This is a genomic window from Paenibacillus sp. FSL R7-0312, from assembly GCF_038004445.1.
GTDB lineage: Bacteria > Bacillota > Bacilli > Paenibacillales > Paenibacillaceae > Paenibacillus_AQ.
Genome location: NZ_JBBORE010000001.1, coordinates 2,344,068 through 2,361,901, shown reverse-complemented (window position 1 = coordinate 2,361,901; position 17,834 = coordinate 2,344,068). Strand labels below are relative to the sequence as shown.

Sequence of the window (17,834 nt, the reverse complement as noted above, 5' to 3'; positions counted from 1 at the left end):
GCCGGTCATCAGTTACGCAACTAACTAATTCCCCTGTGAAAGGAGCACCTCTTATGGGCATTCAAGTGATAGATCTTTCCCAGGAAATCTACCAGGGAATGCCGGTCTTTCCGCCGCATCAGAAGACGATGATCTTCCCCAATATGAGTCACGAAGAGAGCCGCCGCAGGCTCGGCTTCGAGTTTGCCACGAACAATCTGCTGATTAACGAGCACGGCCCTACCCACAGCGATGCGATTTACGAATATGATCCGCATGGGCCGACGATTGATGAGATGCCGCTGGAGTATTTTTACGGACCGGCTGTCTGCCTGGACCTCTCCCATATTTCACCGGACGCCTACATTACCCGGCCTGATCTGGAACAGGCACTGCGCAAAGACCACCTCCATCTGGATAAAGGCGATATCGTCCTGCTGTACACTGGGCATTATAACCGTGCCTACGGCACTGAAGAATGGCTGACCCGCTATACCGGCCTGGATTATGAAGCGGCGGGATGGCTGGCGAAGCAGGGGATCATTAACATCGGCATTGATGCACCCTCCATCGACAATCCGCTGGACCCGCTATTTTCCGGCCACCTGATCTGCCGTGAGTACCGGATGACCAATACCGAGAATCTCTGCAATCTGCATCTGATCGCCCAGAAGCGTTTCCTGTATTTCGGACTTCCGCTCCGGATCCGCCGAGGCACCGGCTCCCCCATCCGTGCAGTCGCGGTATTCATAGAATAAACAGATTAGGCAGGTGAATGTACCATGACCACCGACAAGGTAATTGAAGAAATCCTGGTACCGGCTTACGAGGGAAGAAGTGCACGCGTACGCAAAGGCCAGACGCTCTACATCATCGATACCGAGGGCAAGCAGGTGGGCGATTTCGTCTGCTATAATGCTGAGGACCCTGACGAGCATGTGTCCCCTGTGCATATGAGATCATCGCTCAGCAGTATAAGGCTCAAGCCCGGCGACGGCCTCTACAGCAACCGCCGCAGACCGCTGATGCAGCTTACGAAGGATACCGTAGGGAAGCATGATTTCTTTTTCCCGGCGTGCGACTATTACCGTTATAAGATCGACTTCGGGCTGGAGGAGCATCCGAATTGCCATGACAACCTGCAGAAGGCACTGCACAAATATCAGCTGGGTCACAAGGAGCTGCCCGATCCCATTAACTGGTTCATGAACAATGCGCTGGATGAGAATCTCGACTACGTCATCGAAGAGCCGCTCTCCCGGCCCGGCGATTACGTTGCACTCCTGGCGCTGACCGATGTGATCGTCGCCCTCTCCTCCTGCTCGCAGGATCTGGCCCCGGTCAACGGCTTCAAGGTAACCCCGCTGATGATGCAGATTACCGAACCTGCTGCAGCCGTATATCCGCCGCACCGTGAGGCTCCCTACCGCTGACCATCCGCTTTCCCGGGTAGCTTTTGTACACAAATCTTGCATTTGTTCACTGCCGGATTATCAAGCCTGTTCACTGTTGTAATCTTGTTCCACTGTCCCGTTCATGCTATGAAGCTTATAATTGTTCTATGAACAATATAGACAGGACGGTATCGCCAGAGTACACAGTGAGACAGGGGGCTTTATATGAGACTGAACAAGATTGGTAATAAAAGAGCACTGTACAGCAGATTATTAGCCAGCATTACGCTTTGCGTCTCCTTAACTTTTCTTGTCTCCACCATCATCTATTACAACTATTATATCGGCGTGGAAAAGAAGCAGGCTTTCCAGTCGGACCTCGGTAACCTCACGCAGACCAGCAGGGAAGTCGTTAACATGACCGATGCTGCGCAATCGCTTTCTTTTCAAATATACCGCAACAGTACGATCTCCAAAATCGTTTTCTACGATAAGCCTGATATCTATGATGTCACGGCAGCCATGTCCGAGCTGGGCAATTATTTAAGCTCCATGCCTTATATTGAGTCCATATATGTCTATAATCCCAAAAGCGGACAGCTGTATATTGCCTCTTCCCACGGGCAGAACGGTGTCTTTACTGAGCAAGAGCTGGTAGACACCTCTATTCTTAATATCCTGGGCCATTATCAGGACTACAAGGCCTTCACACCGATTCCCAGAGTGTATTCCAATGGTGCGCGGGAGAATGACCAGGTTCGTGCTTATACTTTTTTGTGTCTGGATGCCATCGGCTGGGACCGGGCCATCAACTCTGCGGTAATCGTCAACATCTCTGCCCCCTGGATCAATAAGGAGATTACCAGTCCGATTAATTCTGCCAGCGCCACTTACATTCTGGACGATCAGGGGGCTTTCCTGTCCGGCAACAGCCTGCAGCAGCAGGAGCTCTCCCCTGAGGAAGCCGGATGGATCGAACAACGGATCAAAGGACAGGAGGCGGGTTATTTCATCGGGTCCTTCGGAGGCGTGAACTCGCTGATTTCTTATACTGCACCGGATGACTTAAGCTGGCAGTATGTACGGATTACGCCCTACGACATCATTACAGAGCAGACCAACAACATCCGCAACACCACCCTGCTCATTGCAGCACTTGTTCTGGTGGCCGGCATAGGCCTCTCCTGGATCATGTCCAGAAGCCTCTATCTGCCGATTGACCGGATTGTCAGCGAGATGAACATTCTTGAAACGGAGAAACGTGACAGCATGTTCATGATCCGGCAAAATACACTGCGTGATCTCATTCTCGGCCTCAAGCCGTTGCAGTCTATTCAGCAGGTAGAGAAGCTGCGCCAGCTTGGAATTCATTTCACCTTCAATGATGATTTCCGCCTGATCCTGCTAAGGATTGATCACTACAAAGAGTTCAGGGAAGCCCGCTCTTCCTACCTGCTGGCCTCGAAGTTTGCCATTATGAATATCGCTTCGGAAATTTGTGGCCAGACGTACCGCGTCGAGACTGTTGATATGAACGATGACGGCATCCTTGTGCTGCTGAACATTATCGATCCCGTGGAGTATACGGATACCGGGCTGATTGAGGCGCTGCTCCGGCAGATCCAGCAGGCTTGCTCCGATTATCTGAAGCTAAGTCTTACGCTTACCTACAGTCATATTGACCGTAACGCTGGCCAGCTGCACCAGCTCTACAAGCAAGTCCGGGAAGCGTCGAATCACCGCCTGTTCTACGGACATGGCTGTATTATTAACGCCCAGCACATATGCGCTCTTGAGTCCAGCACTTATCACTATCCCACCGACAAGGAAAAGAAACTGGCCGACGCGCTGCTCAGCGGTAAACTGGAGGACGCCGCCGAGCAGTTCAACAGCATTATCCGGGAGACGGAAGCCTTCCCCTTCCAGACGGTGCAGTTAACAGTATCCAGACTCAGCGTGACGGTCAGGGAAATCGCGAATACTGTGCAGAAACGTAACCGTTTACAAAATGACGGAATCAGCGGACTGCCTTGCCTGGAATCCATTGAGACCATTGAGGAGCTGGAGGAAGCCTTCTCCACTCTCTTCACTGCATTGCGCGAACAGCTGGACGAGAAGAAGAACTCCAAGCAGCATGATCTGATCTGCCAGATTAATAACAAGATTAACGAGAATTACATGAAGCCGAACCTAAGCCTCAACCAGATTGCCGATGAGCTCGATATGTCGCCGATCTATATCAGCCGCCTTTACAAGCAGCAGACCATGAACAGTATCGTCGATGTCATGCTGGAGGTGCGGATGCGCGAGGTATGCGCCCTGCTGGAGAATACCGACCTGCCGGTAACTACCATTGCCGAGCGCTGCGGTTTCACCAGCAGCTCTTATCTGCACCGGATGTTCAAGCGCAGCTTCGGTACGACGCCTACGGATTACCGGCGTTCGAAGAATGCTTAGATAGTTGACTCATTAATGTTCCGGGAGTTCGGGGGGTTCGGGTTATGCTGGCATTTACGGCAGTTCTGCTGTAGCAGTACTATTTCCAGCTCCTGTTCCTGTTCCCGCTTCCCTCGCGATTAGCCGCTAGAATGAAGCAAAATGCTGCATTTCATACAACAATCCCCGCTTAGCTGGCGCATATTGAGCTGGAATGTTGTATTTTGTACAAGATTAGTCTCCAGTACACGAAGACCCCTCCCGCTTTGGTGGTTGTTCTCACGCTTTGGTGGTTGTTCTCAGCTTTGGTGGATGTTCTCACGCTTTGGTGGAACACCAAGCCAGTCTCTAGCTACGCAGAGAACTCCCTCCGCTTTGGCCAGTCTCCATATACACGGAGACTGGCTTTTCTGCTCTCCTCCCCCATGGAAGACGGTGTCTAACGCGGCTTTTGCTCTTTGAGTGCTGTGTGCAGGTCTGGCTACCGCTTAAACAGCGGAGAAAACGGAATGAATGTGGAGAAGCGGCAGCGTTCGCCTTTGTGTCCGGATTTTCACCGCTAAGGTAAAAATAATAAAATCCGGACACAACAGCGATCGGAACATCATTCCGTTTTCGGAGCGTTCACCTGGCGCGCCTCCGTTGCACCTGCACCAGCCCCCTGCACTCGCACCTGCACCAGCCCTGCACTCGCACCTGCACCAGCCCTGCACTCGCACCTGTACCCTCACCTACCATCTGCACAACAAAAAGCCCCAAAAGCCGTTAGGCTTCCAGGGCACTCCTCTACTTGATTCCTTTTTCAGCAGTATAAGCATTCCACTGCTTCGTCCACTCCGCCTGAATCTTTTCAAGACCCGCCTGTTTGGCCTTCTGCATGAAGGTTTCCAGCCCTTTGTCTACATCATCCACGAGCCCGGCTTCCAGCGGGAACAGATATTGCTTCTCCACCTGCTCAAGTGCGGCTTTCTCCGCCTGATAGGAGGTGTAATCCTCTGCAAAGCCCAGGAACAGGTCTGGCTTCTGGATCTTGTCTAGCTCGTCAAAGATCGCCTTGACCCCGTCGAAGCCCTTGTCGAACAGCATGAATTCCGGATTTCTCCACGCCCAGCCGTTCATACCCTCACGAGTGAAGCCATTGGAAGTGCTGGTACCGACCAGCTTATAGTAACCGTCTTCTACAGTGTAGTTTTTGCCTTCAATGCCGTATTGCGTCAGCTGGTTATACCGTTTGTCCAGGACCATCTTCTGATAGAAGGCCAGCGCTCTTTCCGGGTTTTTGCTGCTCTTTGGAATGGCAAATCCATTATGAATCGGATGTACCGGTGTAGCGTAGCCTGTAGTTAAGCCGAATGGAGAATAAGCCAGCTCCCAATCCGGATGTGTGGTGCTGATCTTCATTTTCATATCATTGAACCGGTTAGGGTTGTCTCCGAACATGGTGGCCGCTTTACCGGAAGTAACCGGGTCCTGCATCGTATCCTTAATATTTAGCACGTTCTTCGGAATGAAGCCTTTGTCGGCCCAGCGCTTCATCGTTTTAAGCTCTTCTTTTTGCTCATCGGAGCCCCAGTAGGAGTAGACCGTTGTAGGAGATTCATATTTCACGCCCATACCGTAAGGCAGAGCGCCGATCATCTTGTTCAGCTCCGTATAAATGTAGTGCAGGTTATTGCCCACATCACTGTTTAGGGACATTGGCATCATATCCGGCTCATTTTTGGTGATGCCGTCCATATAGGCCTCATAGCTGGCCAAGTCCTTCGGCTCCGGAAGATTATATTTCTTGCGCAGATCCTCGCGGTAGACGAAACCGTTGGTTACATATTCTTTAAAAGTGGCAGGAACCGTATAGATTTTACCGTCTACCTTAACATCCCCCCACATGCTTTCAGGAACGAATTTCTGCAGCTCGGGAGCCGCCTTAGGCAGAAGGTCATCCAATGCCAGGAAGGCACCGCGCTTCGCATAGGATTGATACTGGGTCCAGTCCGCAGTGAAAATCAGATCAATGGCCTGGCCGGAGGACAGCAGCAGCTTGTATTTCTGATCCCAGTCCGTCCAGCTTGTATAATTGAACTTCACGGTTGCATTCAGCTCTTCCTCAGCCATCTTGTTGATCTCGGCCTGGATTGCCGGAAGATCCTTCGGAGCGTCGCCCAGCATGTAGAATTGCAGCTCCACCTTCTTCGAGGTGTCAATGCCGGTATCTGCTGCGGCTGTGGCTGCAGCACCGTCTGTTGCATCCGCAGTGTTGGTTGTATTTCCGTCTGTTCCAGCGCTGTTGGTATTGCCATTGCTATTGCCCCCGCCGCATCCCGCAAGAAGCGATAGAGCGAGCACACCAGTCGTAAGCGTTACCAGAGATTTTCTGCCTACTTTCTTTCTCATTAATGAACCCTCCTAAAAGTTTGGTAAGCGGTACAACTACGCTTCAGCTTCAAGTACAGCTGCTTCGGAAGCGTACACTTGATTGTGTAAGCTACTCTTTCCGTTGGCTTCACAACACTTACTGCGAAGGCATAATCCCGGGCCGGGTAAGCTTACTTCCATCCGTTTTGACTCTATGTTAGCCGAAATAACAGACTCATGATAATGGTACGTTCTGTCAAACGGTTCTAACCTTTTACAGCTCCGATCGTCAGGCCTTTCACGAAATAGCGCTGAATGAACGGATACAGGAACAGAATCGGTCCGGTAACGACAATGGCCATGGCCATCTTGGTAGATTCCGTAGGCAAGTCGCTGCCCAGGCTGACACCGGTACCTGCGCCCATGTTGGCGATGAAGGACGCCGAGTTAATTACATTGTACAAATGGAACTGCAGCTGATACTTATGCGGATCATTGATGAACAGCGAAGAGGAGAACCAGTCATTCCAGTAGGCCAGGGCGAGAAACAGACCGACTGTAGCGATGCCTGGCATCGACAGCTGAAGCACAATTCTCCAGTAGATTTTGAAATCTCCGGCACCGTCAATCTTGGCCGATTCGAACAGCTCCTCCGGAACGGCGGAACGGATAAAGTTCTTCATCAGGATAATCAGGAACGGGGTCATCAGCCCCGGAAAAATCAGCGCACCATAGGAATCGGTCAGATGCAGATATTTAGTGATCATAATATACCAAGGCACCAGCCCTCCTCCGAACAGGGTCGTGAAGTAAATATAGAATGAAAAGGTATTGCGGTATCTGAAATCCTTGCGGGCAAGTACATAACCGGCCATTGTCATAAAAAATAATCCCAGCGTGGTCCCTGTCACCGTAGTGAACAGTGTCACCCCATACGCACGCAGCACCTCATCGGGAAATGTAAACACCGTCTTGTACCCTTCCAGCGAGAACTGCGCCGGTATCAAATGATAGCCATCCTTGATGATCGATTCATTGGCCGTCAGGGAGGCGGAAATAATCAGCAGGAACGGAATCAGACAGGCTAGGGAGCCCAATATGATAACTGTGTAGGCTACTCCCTGCAGCAGCCTGGTATAGTGATCGTCTTTGATTTGCATGTTCGTTTTCTCCTTCCGCATCATGTTCAGCACATTCTAGAACAAGGCATATTCGTCATTTATTTTACGGATAATGTAGTTTACCGTCATAATTAGGAAGAACCCGAACAAGGATTGGTACAGACCGGCCGCCGTTGCCATCCCGACATCAAAGGTAACCTTGAGCGAACGGAACACGTACGTATCCAGAATATCTGTCGTATTGTAGAGCACCCCGTTGTTGCCGATCAGCTGGTAAAAGAGGTCAAACTGCCCCTTCATGATGCTTCCGAGCGAGAACAGCAGCAGCACGACAAAGGTGGATTTCAGCATCGGCACCGTGATATACCAGATGCGCTGAAAAATATGCGCTCCGTCAATTTTAGCTGCTTCATAATATTCATCGCTGATCCCTGTGATGGCCGCCAGGTAGATGACCATGCTGTAGCCGAGATTTTTCCACAGATAGAACAGGATAATCAGGAAGATCCAGATCACCGGATTATTGTAGACATCTACCGGATTGGCTCCGAATTGCGATAGCAGCGTATTCAGGAAACCGTTATCATAATTGAACACGTTATAGACAATAACGCTCAAAATAACGAAGGATACGAAATACGGCAGGAACATAATCGATTGGGTCAGCTTCTTGAACCATTTCACCCGCAGCTCGCTGAGCAGTATGGCACACACAATGGCCAGTATGTTGCCAAGCAGGATGAAAGCCAGATTGTAGCCGATCGTATTGAGCGTCAACTTCACCAGCGTGCCGGACTTCCACAGAAATTCAAAGTTCTTCAGGCCCACAAAGGGAGCATTGAACAGCCCCGAATTGAAATCAAATTGGGTAAATGCATAATACACCCCGACCATCGGAAAATACGAATTGACCAGGAAGAACAGCAGCGTCGGCAGCAGCATCAGAAAAAGAACACGATTATGAACCAGCTCATGCAGAAATCCCTTTTTTCTTTTCTTCCGGGCGCCGGATTCAGTGTGTGGTGACAGCAGTCCGCCCTGTTCCTTCACAGGAAGCTCAATGGCGAGCAGCATACTATTCTTGCGCTTGCGGTGTCTCAAAGTCTTCACTCTCCTATGCCTATATATAAGTTGCGGCGTCACTAACCCCCGAAGCCCTCCTTCCGGAAGACCTGTTGGCTTCGTCCAATGTATGACCTGAGTATAGAAGACACCTCCAGAAGTTGAACAGTGAACCTTACAGCTATTCCTGTATTTTATTGCCAACCCCAGGGTGTACATTTCATACTTTTGTGCAGTAACCGCAGCTTGAACGCAAATAAGCCCCCGGATTACTCTCCTTCAGGAGAAGAATCCGGGGGAATGGTGTGCGTACTGCCTCGCTTATATCATCAGATAACCCTTAAAGCTCTACCGAACATGCCACGCCCGGCTTCTCCTTCACTCCCTGCCGGCGCCCGGCAAACTGCGATTCGGCCTGACTCAGCACCTTCCGTTTCCGCCAGCGCAGCAGCACCAGTCCTCCTCTTGCCGCTTCATCGGCAATCATACAGCAGTAGATCCCCAGCAGCCCCCAGCCGGACGAAATTCCGAGCCAGTAGGAGCCGCCTACGCCAATCAGCGTCATGGAGATCATCGAGACCACCATGGTATAGCGGGTGTCGCCAATCGCATTAAGCGAGTTGCCTATGGCCATATTCAGCATTTTGCACGGCTGCAGCAGCAGATTAAGCGCCAGCAAGGATACGCCGATAGCGACAATCTCCGGATCGGCAGTGAAGAACCCGAGCAGCGACCGGCCGAACAAATACAATAGCAGCACATTGGCGCTGACGATGGCCAGCCCGATGTATAGTGTCCGGTATGCAGCACGATAGGCCTCCTGCGTCTGCTTGGCACCGAAGAGATAGGCGATCTGAATCTGCCCGGCCATGGCGATGGCATAACCCAGCGTGAAGCAGAAGGACTCCAGCGTGTTCAGATAGGTACGCGCAGCCAGCTCCTTGGCACCCAGCAGGGCGAGAAAAGAATAAATCACCAGCTGCGACAATACCCAGGAGGAGGAGTTCAGTCCCAGCGGCCAGCTGATCCTGACGATCTCCGCGAATAATTTGCGGTGGAAGGTCCGGAAATCCGGCAGCCTGATTCTGCGCTCAAAAGCGCTGCTGAACATATACAGCAGTACAGCCACACCGATCAGCCTGCTGATCATCGTGGAGACCGCAATGCCGCTTAGCCCCATCTCCGGCAGGCCGAACATGCCGAAGATCAGAATATAATTGAGCAGGATATGAATAACATTCACAGCCACTCCCGTATACATCGGCCCGCGCGTATTGCCTGTATTGCGGATTGCAGAGCCTAGAGAGGCAGTCATTCCAACCATGAACAATCCGCCGCCCACATAAGTGAGATAGACATGAGATAGCGGAATCAAATCTCCTGAAATGTGAAGCATCCGGGCAACCGGATCGGCATACAGAAACAAGCTGACACTGAAGGCAACCCCCAGGATAGTGCTTACGGTAACTCCCATGATCGCAATCGTACGCGCCTCTTCATTGCGGCCGGAGCCGAGCCGCTGCGCAATCAGTATACCTGCACCTCCGGCGAACGTGGTAAACAGTGTTATCAAAGCGCCAAATAACTGATTCGAAATGCCTACCACGGCAACGGCATCATCAGAGATCCGGCTGACCATGATAGTGTCCACTGTCCCGAGCAGCGTTTGCAGAAATATTTCAATAAATATTGGCCAGGCCAGCATCCACAGTCCGCTCTTCCCACCCATGGGTTTCATGGAATAAACCCTCCTCTGCCAATATGCGGCTGCTATAACCTGTGTAATCAAGCCTTGCAATTCAAGCTTGCTCGAAATAAATTATAGATGATATACTCTGGAAAATGTACCATATCTCAAACCTAAACTTTCAATAATCAAACCATCCTGCTGGAGGCTACCTAATGAATCCGCTCCTATTCCGCATTCCTCCCCTGCCGCATTATATTGCAAGCGGCTTCAATCACTACCCGCCCGGCTATCAGCATCCGAACCGCCAGCATATCAAAGTATTCGATCTGCTCGTCGTCCGGCAAGGCTGCCTGTACATCGGTGAAGAGGAGCGGCGGTTTACGGTGAAGGCAGGAGATGCCTTAATCCTTCGCCCGGACTGCCACCACTTCGGAACCGAGGGCTGCCGGGAGGAGACAGCCTATTATTGGCTTCATTTCCAAACCTTCCATGACTGGCCCGCACTACCCGGTTCCGCGCTGGATTACGGCAGCCCGAATGAGCCGGTTGGCGGCCTGCCCGCTTCGTTCTTCAATATCAGCTTCTTTAACCTCGCGCTGTCGCAATTCGTCACTCTGCTGCAGGCGGCCAAGGTAGAAGAACTGTTAGCCCAGCTGGGGCAGCTGCAAGCCACTGCCCACCTGGAATCGGTCCGCTTCCGGCAGCAGACTCTCTTCCAGGACATTCTGCAGCTGCTTGCTGCTTCCGTGAAGCCGGAGCAGCACAGCTCCCAGTCCACTGTATGCGCCGAACAGGCCGCCTCCTTTCTCCGCGCCCATTACCGCGAAGAGATCACTACGGCGATGCTCGGAGACAGCCTTAACTTTCATCCGGTCTATATTGCCCGCTGCATGAACAAGGCGTATGGCTATTCACCGATGGAATATCTGCTCCGTTACCGGATCGAGCAGAGCAAGCTGCTGCTGATGCAGACCAGCTTCCCTATCGCCCGAATTGCCGAAGAGGTCGGCTTCAACCAGGCGCCTTACTTCAGCTCCACCTTCATGAAGCTGGAGGGACTGTCACCGCGGGAGTACCGCCAGCGCTTCTCATGAGAACAGGCCATCAGCGGTTTCCTCCGCTGATGGCCTGTTTCACTGGTTAAGAATGTATATATTTCGGGGTCTCCGCATAGTACCTGAGTAATCATCGAAGCCAAAGTCCCACTTTGCGGGGTTATTTTACTAATGCTTACTCTGTCTCCGGCACCGCCGCAGTCATCCAGAACTCCCATTCCAGCTGCTGGTCCGCAGGTATCCGGTATTCCGGATGCACCGGCGCGCCCCAGCTGTCATCACCGCCGACACCCATTTGCTGCGCGGCAATGGTGACAACCGTGTAGTGCACCTTGGGCAGCTCATAAGGATGCGCTGCCTGCTCCAGCTCGAACGCTGTGTATGGCGACAGCGTACATTCCAGCGGCTCTCCCGCAGCCGCCTGAATCTGCAGCCCGCGGCCGCGCTCGTCCGTAATGCGTACCTGGCGTACGCCGGTACGGTTGCCGGACTCCTGCGGCACCAGATAAGGTGACGGCAGCTCCGTCACCTTACGCCGGAAACGTCCCAGACGCGCTCCAGACGCGCGGTCACTGTAATTCTCTTCCGGCCCGCGGGCATACCAGTCCGACTCTCCATAATCGGCGGACATCCGGAAGGACACGGCCACAACCGGTACATCCGGCAAGCCGGCTGTTCCGGTATAGACCATACGGACCCGCAGTTTGCCGTCTGCGTAGACCGTATATTCAATACGGGTCTTCAGCTCCCGGCTGATGCTGAATTCATAGTCAAAGCTCACCGTGGCCCGGTCCTTCCCGGTCTCAAGCCTTACCGCCACACAGCTGCGGGCAAGACTGGCCGCGAGCCAGCCGCCTGCGTGGTAAGCAAGCGCAGTTCCCTTATCATTGTCCGTGGTTGCCCGCCAGAACAGCGGAGCAGGCGGAGTAGCAATCATCTCGCGCCCCCCGTAGCAGAGCGACACCAGCGAACCTGCCTGCTTGGAGAACAGGGCAGTGAATCCGCGGCCGGTTACGCCAATATTCACGTCTCCTTCGATCACCCTGAACGCTCCGGCCGCAGGCAGCATCACATCCTCCTGATCCGCTGTAGATTCAGCCGCTTCAACCCGGAAGATGTATTCCCCGAAAGCTGTCTCGAATCCCGCCTCAGCCCACAGCTCCGCTTCCTTCAGCAGCAGGCTTGCCGCCAGCGTGTACTCTCCCGGAGCTCCTGACACCTGCGGCAGCGCAAGCGGAATCCGCGCCTCTGCCTGCGGCGCAACTGCAATCTCCTGCTGCCCCTTGAAGATCTGCCGCCCTTCCCGGTACAGCCGGAACTCCAGCCGTAGCCGCTCCGTCCCCTCGAACAGATTACCGTTGATGATCTTCACTGCATCCCGTTCAGGCATAATCCGGATGTTCTGGTAGAGGAACTTCACCTCCTGCATCTTCGGCGTCACGGTCCGGTCGGCGTAGACAATCCCGTTGCCGCAGAAGCTGTAATCCGTCGGCCGGTCATCAAAGTCACCGCCATAGGCCAGATATTCTTCTCCGTATCTGTCTTTGGCCACCAGCGCCTGGTCGATATAATCCCAGATGAAACCGCCCTGATACTGCGGATACCGGCTCTCCAGCTCGATGTATTTATGGAGCCCTCCTACCGAGTTGCCCATAGCATGCATATACTCGCAGCTGATGTATGGCTTATCCGGCTGACCTTCCAGGTATTCTGCAATATCCGCAGGCTTGGCGTACATCCGGCTCTCCATGTCACTGGTGTCATTGTATTTACGGTTATGGAACACCCCTTCATAGTGCACCAGCCGCCCCGGATCGGTCTTGCGGAAATAATGGGACACATTCAGAATCACCTCACCTGCATACGATTCATTGCCGCAGGACCAGATGAGGATGGACGGATGGTTCTTATCGCGCTCCAGCATCGACATTGCACGGTCCATTACAATATCCTGCCACTCCGGCTGATCACCGGGAATGTTCCAGGACGGCTCAACCGCGCCCATCTTTTGCCACGAGCCATGGGATTCCAGATTCATCTCGTCAATCACATAGACACCGTACTCATCGCACAGCTCATACCAGAGCGTCTGATTCGGATAATGGGAGGTCCGCACAGCATTGATATTATTCTGCTTCAGGATGATGATGTCCTTAATCATGTCCTCTCTGGAGATGTTCCGTCCTCTGCGGCTGTTGAACTCATGACGGTTGACCCCTTTGAATATAATCCGTTTACCGTTCAGCAGCATCAGCTTGTCCTTCAGTTCGAACACGCGGAACCCCGCCCGCTGCACAATCGCCTCCACCAGTTCTCCGCGGCCATCGAATACAGAGATACAGACGCTATAGAGATACGGATTCTCTGCGCTCCACACCGATACCGTACCTGCCTCCAGGGTAAACGCCGCCTTACCAGCCGCAACCTGCCCCCCGGTTTCCGCCACAACGACTCCGGCCGCATCCTTCAACCCGATTTTCACAAAAGCGTCCGCCGCCGTTGCCATGCTAAGCTCAGCAGTTAACGTTCCCTCCTGGAAGGCAGCATCCAGCCCCGCGTGAATCCGCAGATCCTGCACATGGAGCTCCGGCACCGTATACAGATACACCTCGCGGAAGATACCCGAGAACCGCCAGAAATCCTGATCCTCCAGCCAGCTGCCCGTGCAGCGCTGATAGACCTCAACGGCCAGCTTGTTCACCCCCTCCTGCAAATAAGAGGTCAACTCAAACTCTGCAGGTGTGAAGCTGTCTTCACTGTAGCCGACGAATTGTCCATTAAGCCAGACATAACAAGCCGCCTCTACGCCCTGAAAAGAAATAAAGACCGGTCCGTTCTCCATATTCGCCGGAACTTCAAAATACTTCACATAACTCCCCACCGTATTGCTCTCCTCCGGAATCGCCGGCGGCCGCACAGCATCAAGCCCGTCCCAGGGATACATCGTATTGGCATATTGCGGCTTGCCGTACCCCTGAAGCTGGATATGACCGGGCACCTGAATGTCCCCCCAGCCTCTGGCATCATAATCCGCCTTATAGAAATCCTGAATCCGGCTGGCCGCATTCACCGCGTAGCTGAATTTCCAGTCTCCGTTCAGGGAATGACGCAGCTCCATTGGGACTTGTCGCTCCGCTTCCTCCATGGTCTTGTAATAACGATGGTCCGAATGCGCTTCCAATCGGTTCACCTTAAAAACCGAAACATCGCATAACCATTCCAGACTGGGCTCGTTGCTGAACATTATATTTTCCTCCTTATTGGTCTCTCACAATGATTTTGTTCTCTTCCATGATTCCCTTACCTTCTGCGTCAGCAGTTCCAGCTTCATTTTACCCAAGACCTTCGCAGGTTCATAGTGCAGGATCACAACTAAGGTGCACATAGCTGACTTTGAGGCATTTGACCCTGGCCTCTTACTGCATCTTAAGCTTTTAGCAGCCGCTAATGGAATAGCATATTTACCGTTTTTACTGGATTATTTATCTGTGTATTAAGAGGAACACCCTCCCATCCGCCTTCACGCAAAAAGCCCCAGCTGAGCGGCACCGCCGTACAGCATGGAGCTTTTATAGTATCAGGTTCAGTCTTTCAGTCTTTCAGTCTTTTAGCCTTTTATCCTTTTAGCCTTTTACAACAGCATTAACCTCTTTATACTCGGCCAGGGTCAGCACTTCTCCAAAAATCCCGATATCCCGCAGACCGGAAATATGCATCTCCTCATCCTTGGAGGCGCAGCAGTCGCTGATACACTTGACCTTGTAAGTGTGGTACATCGCGTCGGATGCCGTAGAGCGGACACAGACGTTGGTCCATACCCCAGTAACTACAACCGTATCAATCCCCTCCTCACGGAGAAAAAGATCCATATCCGTATAGCTGAAGGCGCTGTGTCTTCTTTTCTGCACGATATAATCGCCCTTATCCGGCTGCGGAGTCAGCTCGGCAATGAAATCCGATCCCCAGGTACCTTTGATCGCGTGCACCGGTCTTACCCTGAAGTCAGCATCATTCTGCCGGTGCGCCTCCTGCACGAAGATCACCTGAATATCATTCTCGTGGCTGAATTCGATCAGCTCTTGAATTGCTGGCACGATTCCCGCACCGTTCGGACAAGTCAGCGCTCCATCCGGATGGATGAAGTCATTCAGCATATCAATAATTACTACCGCGTGTTTAGCCATTATGCTCACTTCCCTCTCTTGATTTCCACTTCGTATCCCATCAGCCTTCTGCGCATTCCCCAGCCTCTCCGATGCTACCGCCCTAGTATTTAAGCAAACGCGGAAGCTCGCTGATCGTCTGCCGTTTAACGAACTCGCCATAGCCCGGTTTACCGACCACACCAAGCTCGTCATCGTAGACTAATGTGCCTCTGACAATGGTTTTATCCACCTTGCCTTTCAGCTTCATTCCGTGGAACGGGGTGTATTTCGGTTTGCAGTGCATTTTATCTTTGTCGAGCGTCCATTCCTTCTCCAGATCGACAATCGTGAAGTCGGCATCGGTGCCGATTTCAAGGGCGCCCTTCTTCGGATACAGGCCATAATGGATGGCCGGATTCGTACACAGCAGCTCCACCAGGCGGGACAGGCTGAGTCTGCCTTTGTTGTAGCCTTCACTGATCATAATCGGCACCAGCGTTTCTACACCCGGAATCCCCGGGAAGGAAGTCCAGACATCCATGCCCGGCGCATCCTTTTCCGTAGCAATCTCATAAGGAGCATGGTCGGTAGCCATGAAGTCAATCGTTCCGTCCACCAGCCCCTGCCATAGCGCTTCATTATCTTCCGGACGGCGCAGCGGAGGTGCTATTTTGGCAAAAGTCCCAAACTCCGTCATCGCATCCACCGCATTCAGTGTAAGGTAATGCGGACAGGACTCCGCGGTCACCTTCACCCCTTTAAGCTTCGCTTCCTTGATCAGCTGATTGCCTGCCGCCGTACTCATATGCACGATATGCAGGCGGGCTCCTGTTTCCTCCGAGAAGCTGATGCCCAGCTGGATCGCCGCTTTTTCCGCCAGAATCTTGCGCGCTTCAGCCCATGCCGGATAATCCATCCGTCCTTCCTTCTTCAGCTTCTGGGTATAGTAATCGCAGATGGCATAGTTCTCAGCGTGAATTCCGATTGGCATTCCAGTTTCGGCTACAGCATAGAAGGCTTCGAGCATCTCAGGGTCCGTCACACGCGGGTAAGATGGTACAGACGGTGTCATATATACTTTAAAAGCAACCACGCCCTCAGCAGCCTGCTCCTTCACAATATCCAGCACATCATTGCGTACATCCTCGCCGGTAATCCCGCCCCACATGGCGTAGTCGACGATTCCTTTGCCTTCGAGCGCATTCAGCTTGTTATGCAGGTTCTCCACCGAACGTACAGACGGTACGCTGCAGCAAGGCATATCGACTATCATCGTTACCCCGCCGGCCGCAGCGCTGCTGGTCCCTGTAACGAAGTCCTCACGGTGTGTGAACCCCGGATCATTAAAGTGGGTATGCGAATCAATGACCCCAGGCAGCACCAGTTTGCCCTGTGCATCAATAATCGTATCGGCCTCCGCGTCAATATCCTTGGCAAACCCCACGATAACGCCATTGTTCACCAGAATGTCCGTCAGCACCTGTCTGTCGCCTTGCGGAATACTCGCATTTTTAATGATCAGTTCATAACTCATCAGTACACACCTCTTCTTTATGATTTGGTTGAATCCTCACTCTGGCCGGACGGGACAAGATCAGCTCTACGCTTCTGTACACAACAAAAAACCCAGGGTACAAAAGGCACATAATAGTAAACACTGCCTCACACGGATTCCTCCGCACAGTGAAAAGCAATTCCTATCACGTACCTCCTGTAGCCTGGGGCAATTTACGGTCGCCTGGTCGAAACGCTCAAACCAAATTATTGAGCTTATACAAGAGCAAGAGCTTATTTGATTAGTCCATCTGATAAGCAAGCAGCCCCGGCATTATCATGTTAATTAATATAACGTAATATCCGGAATCGGCATCCTTAAGTACCTTTATCATATCATCAAGAGGCTTCCCGTCAAGATTATAAACCGCATTGTCAAGAAATAGTCAATTTATATGTCACTTAACATTACATTAGCAGTCTTTGCATTCCATTTTCCTGGATATCCCGTTCTTTCTGCTGCCCTTCTATCTACTGTATAAGCAACTAAGGATAACCCGGGAACCCGGTCTCCGCAAGGATTTCAACCCAGTATAAGGCCTTACTCTATTTATAATTCATCTCATTCTTATACCGGCTTTGCTACAGTTTTAAGTACTGGCTGCAGCATTTCCAATCCTTCATTGCAGCGACAATAATCATACGGCCCTACGGCTCAAGATTAGGGTCTGGCTGCTTTCGCTTCATTCTCCAGGGAGGCAAAATAAGCAATTTTGTGGTCCACCTTTTGCGCAAAGCTCTGAAAGAATTTAATCTTCTCATCAATATGCACTTTATGCTCCTGCAGCAGTCTGCGCTGATCGGGCAAAGCACTTACCCCTTCTTTGGAAAGCGCAATGAATTGTTTGATATCGGCAATCGCCATCCCTGTATCCTTAAGACAGCAGATTAACGAAATTAACTCCAGATCCTCATCGTCAAAACACCGGTTTCCGTTAGCATCTCTTGCCACAACCGGCAATACGCCCTCCCGTTCGTAGTAACGCAGCGTATATTGGCTTAGTCCGCTTTTTTGTGCTATGGTTTTGATGCTGTATCCCATTATT

The 17,834-nt window shown here is 52.0% G+C and carries 12 protein-coding genes and 1 riboswitch; of the genes, 4 read left to right on the top strand and 8 right to left on the bottom strand.

Annotated features, from left to right (window positions below):
• Positions 1 to 53: 53 nt before the first annotated feature.
• The 3 genes from MKX70_RS10405 (at position 54) to MKX70_RS10395 (ending at position 3,830) form a co-directional block, all read left to right on the top strand.
• On the top strand, positions 54 to 737 hold the full coding sequence (locus MKX70_RS10405) for a cyclase family protein (RefSeq protein WP_042239649.1): 684 nt from the start codon (positions 54 to 56) through the stop codon (positions 735 to 737).
• Between the two features lie 24 nt (positions 738 to 761).
• Complete coding sequence (locus MKX70_RS10400) at positions 762 to 1,412, top strand: DUF1989 domain-containing protein (protein ID WP_042239651.1); 651 nt, start codon at positions 762 to 764, stop codon at positions 1,410 to 1,412.
• A 186-nt stretch (positions 1,413 to 1,598) separates the two neighbouring features.
• A complete protein-coding gene (locus MKX70_RS10395) occupies positions 1,599 to 3,830 on the top strand; it encodes an AraC family transcriptional regulator (protein ID WP_042239653.1) in 2,232 nt (743 codons plus the stop codon).
• A gap of 765 nt (positions 3,831 to 4,595) precedes the next feature.
• Here the strand turns inward: MKX70_RS10395 and MKX70_RS10390 are convergent.
• The 4 genes from MKX70_RS10390 to MKX70_RS10375 form a co-directional block, all read right to left on the bottom strand.
• Positions 4,596 to 6,200 (bottom strand): extracellular solute-binding protein, encoded by a 1,605-nt coding sequence (locus tag MKX70_RS10390; RefSeq protein ID WP_042239655.1) that lies wholly within the window; start codon positions 6,198 to 6,200, stop codon positions 4,596 to 4,598.
• Between the two features lie 227 nt (positions 6,201 to 6,427).
• Positions 6,428 to 7,321, bottom strand: coding sequence for a carbohydrate ABC transporter permease (locus MKX70_RS10385; RefSeq protein ID WP_042239657.1), 894 nt, complete (start codon positions 7,319 to 7,321; stop codon positions 6,428 to 6,430).
• A gap of 36 nt (positions 7,322 to 7,357) precedes the next feature.
• Positions 7,358 to 8,224, bottom strand: a complete 867-nt coding sequence (locus tag MKX70_RS10380; protein ID WP_231637928.1) for an ABC transporter permease — start codon at positions 8,222 to 8,224, stop codon at positions 7,358 to 7,360.
• Positions 8,225 to 8,684: 460 nt separating this feature from the next.
• Complete coding sequence (locus MKX70_RS10375; protein WP_340782386.1) at positions 8,685 to 10,082, bottom strand: MATE family efflux transporter; 1,398 nt, start codon at positions 10,080 to 10,082, stop codon at positions 8,685 to 8,687.
• A 164-nt stretch (positions 10,083 to 10,246) separates the two neighbouring features.
• Between MKX70_RS10375 and MKX70_RS10370 the strand changes: the two genes are divergently transcribed.
• Positions 10,247 to 11,128: a helix-turn-helix transcriptional regulator gene (locus MKX70_RS10370; RefSeq protein WP_042239660.1), complete on the top strand. Its 882-nt coding sequence runs from the start codon at positions 10,247 to 10,249 to the stop codon at positions 11,126 to 11,128.
• 136 nt (positions 11,129 to 11,264) lie between these two features.
• Here MKX70_RS10370 and MKX70_RS10365 read toward each other — a convergent pair whose 3' ends face one another.
• From MKX70_RS10365 to MKX70_RS10350, 4 genes are all read right to left on the bottom strand, one after another.
• Positions 11,265 to 14,333 (bottom strand): glycoside hydrolase family 2 TIM barrel-domain containing protein, encoded by a 3,069-nt coding sequence (locus tag MKX70_RS10365; RefSeq protein WP_042239664.1) that lies wholly within the window; start codon positions 14,331 to 14,333, stop codon positions 11,265 to 11,267.
• Positions 14,334 to 14,712: 379 nt separating this feature from the next.
• Positions 14,713 to 15,273, bottom strand: a complete 561-nt coding sequence (locus MKX70_RS10360; protein WP_042239665.1) for a cysteine hydrolase family protein — start codon at positions 15,271 to 15,273, stop codon at positions 14,713 to 14,715.
• Positions 15,274 to 15,355: 82 nt separating this feature from the next.
• Positions 15,356 to 16,768, bottom strand: coding sequence for an allantoinase AllB (gene allB / locus MKX70_RS10355; RefSeq protein WP_340782377.1), 1,413 nt, complete (start codon positions 16,766 to 16,768; stop codon positions 15,356 to 15,358).
• 160 nt (positions 16,769 to 16,928) lie between these two features.
• Positions 16,929 to 17,032: riboswitch (purine riboswitch) on the bottom strand.
• Between the two features lie 417 nt (positions 17,033 to 17,449).
• On the bottom strand, positions 17,450 to 17,830 hold the full coding sequence (locus tag MKX70_RS10350; protein WP_042239667.1) for a MerR family transcriptional regulator: 381 nt from the start codon (positions 17,828 to 17,830) through the stop codon (positions 17,450 to 17,452).
• Positions 17,831 to 17,834 lie beyond the last annotated feature (4 nt).

Bases quoted from the DNA above. Each gene is read 5' to 3' on its own strand.
- MKX70_RS10405 (WP_042239649.1), top strand. From the start codon at position 54: ATGGGCATTCAAGTGATAGATCTTTCCCAGGAAATCTACCAGGGAATG.
- MKX70_RS10400 (WP_042239651.1), top strand. From the start codon at position 762: ATGACCACCGACAAGGTAATTGAAGAAATCCTGGTACCGGCTTACGAG.
- MKX70_RS10395 (WP_042239653.1), top strand. From the start codon at position 1,599: ATGAGACTGAACAAGATTGGTAATAAAAGAGCACTGTACAGCAGATTA.
- MKX70_RS10390 (WP_042239655.1), bottom strand. From the start codon at position 6,200: ATGAGAAAGAAAGTAGGCAGAAAATCTCTGGTAACGCTTACGACTGGT.
- MKX70_RS10385 (WP_042239657.1), bottom strand. From the start codon at position 7,321: ATGCAAATCAAAGACGATCACTATACCAGGCTGCTGCAGGGAGTAGCC.
- MKX70_RS10380 (WP_231637928.1), bottom strand. From the start codon at position 8,224: ATGCTGCTGCCGACGCTGCTGTTCTTCCTGGTCAATTCGTATTTTCCG.
- MKX70_RS10375 (WP_340782386.1), bottom strand. From the start codon at position 10,082: ATGAAACCCATGGGTGGGAAGAGCGGACTGTGGATGCTGGCCTGGCCA.
- MKX70_RS10370 (WP_042239660.1), top strand. From the start codon at position 10,247: ATGAATCCGCTCCTATTCCGCATTCCTCCCCTGCCGCATTATATTGCA.
- MKX70_RS10365 (WP_042239664.1), bottom strand. From the start codon at position 14,333: ATGTTCAGCAACGAGCCCAGTCTGGAATGGTTATGCGATGTTTCGGTT.
- MKX70_RS10360 (WP_042239665.1), bottom strand. From the start codon at position 15,273: ATGGCTAAACACGCGGTAGTAATTATTGATATGCTGAATGACTTCATC.
- allB (WP_340782377.1), bottom strand. From the start codon at position 16,768: ATGAGTTATGAACTGATCATTAAAAATGCGAGTATTCCGCAAGGCGAC.
- MKX70_RS10350 (WP_042239667.1), bottom strand. From the start codon at position 17,830: ATGGGATACAGCATCAAAACCATAGCACAAAAAAGCGGACTAAGCCAA.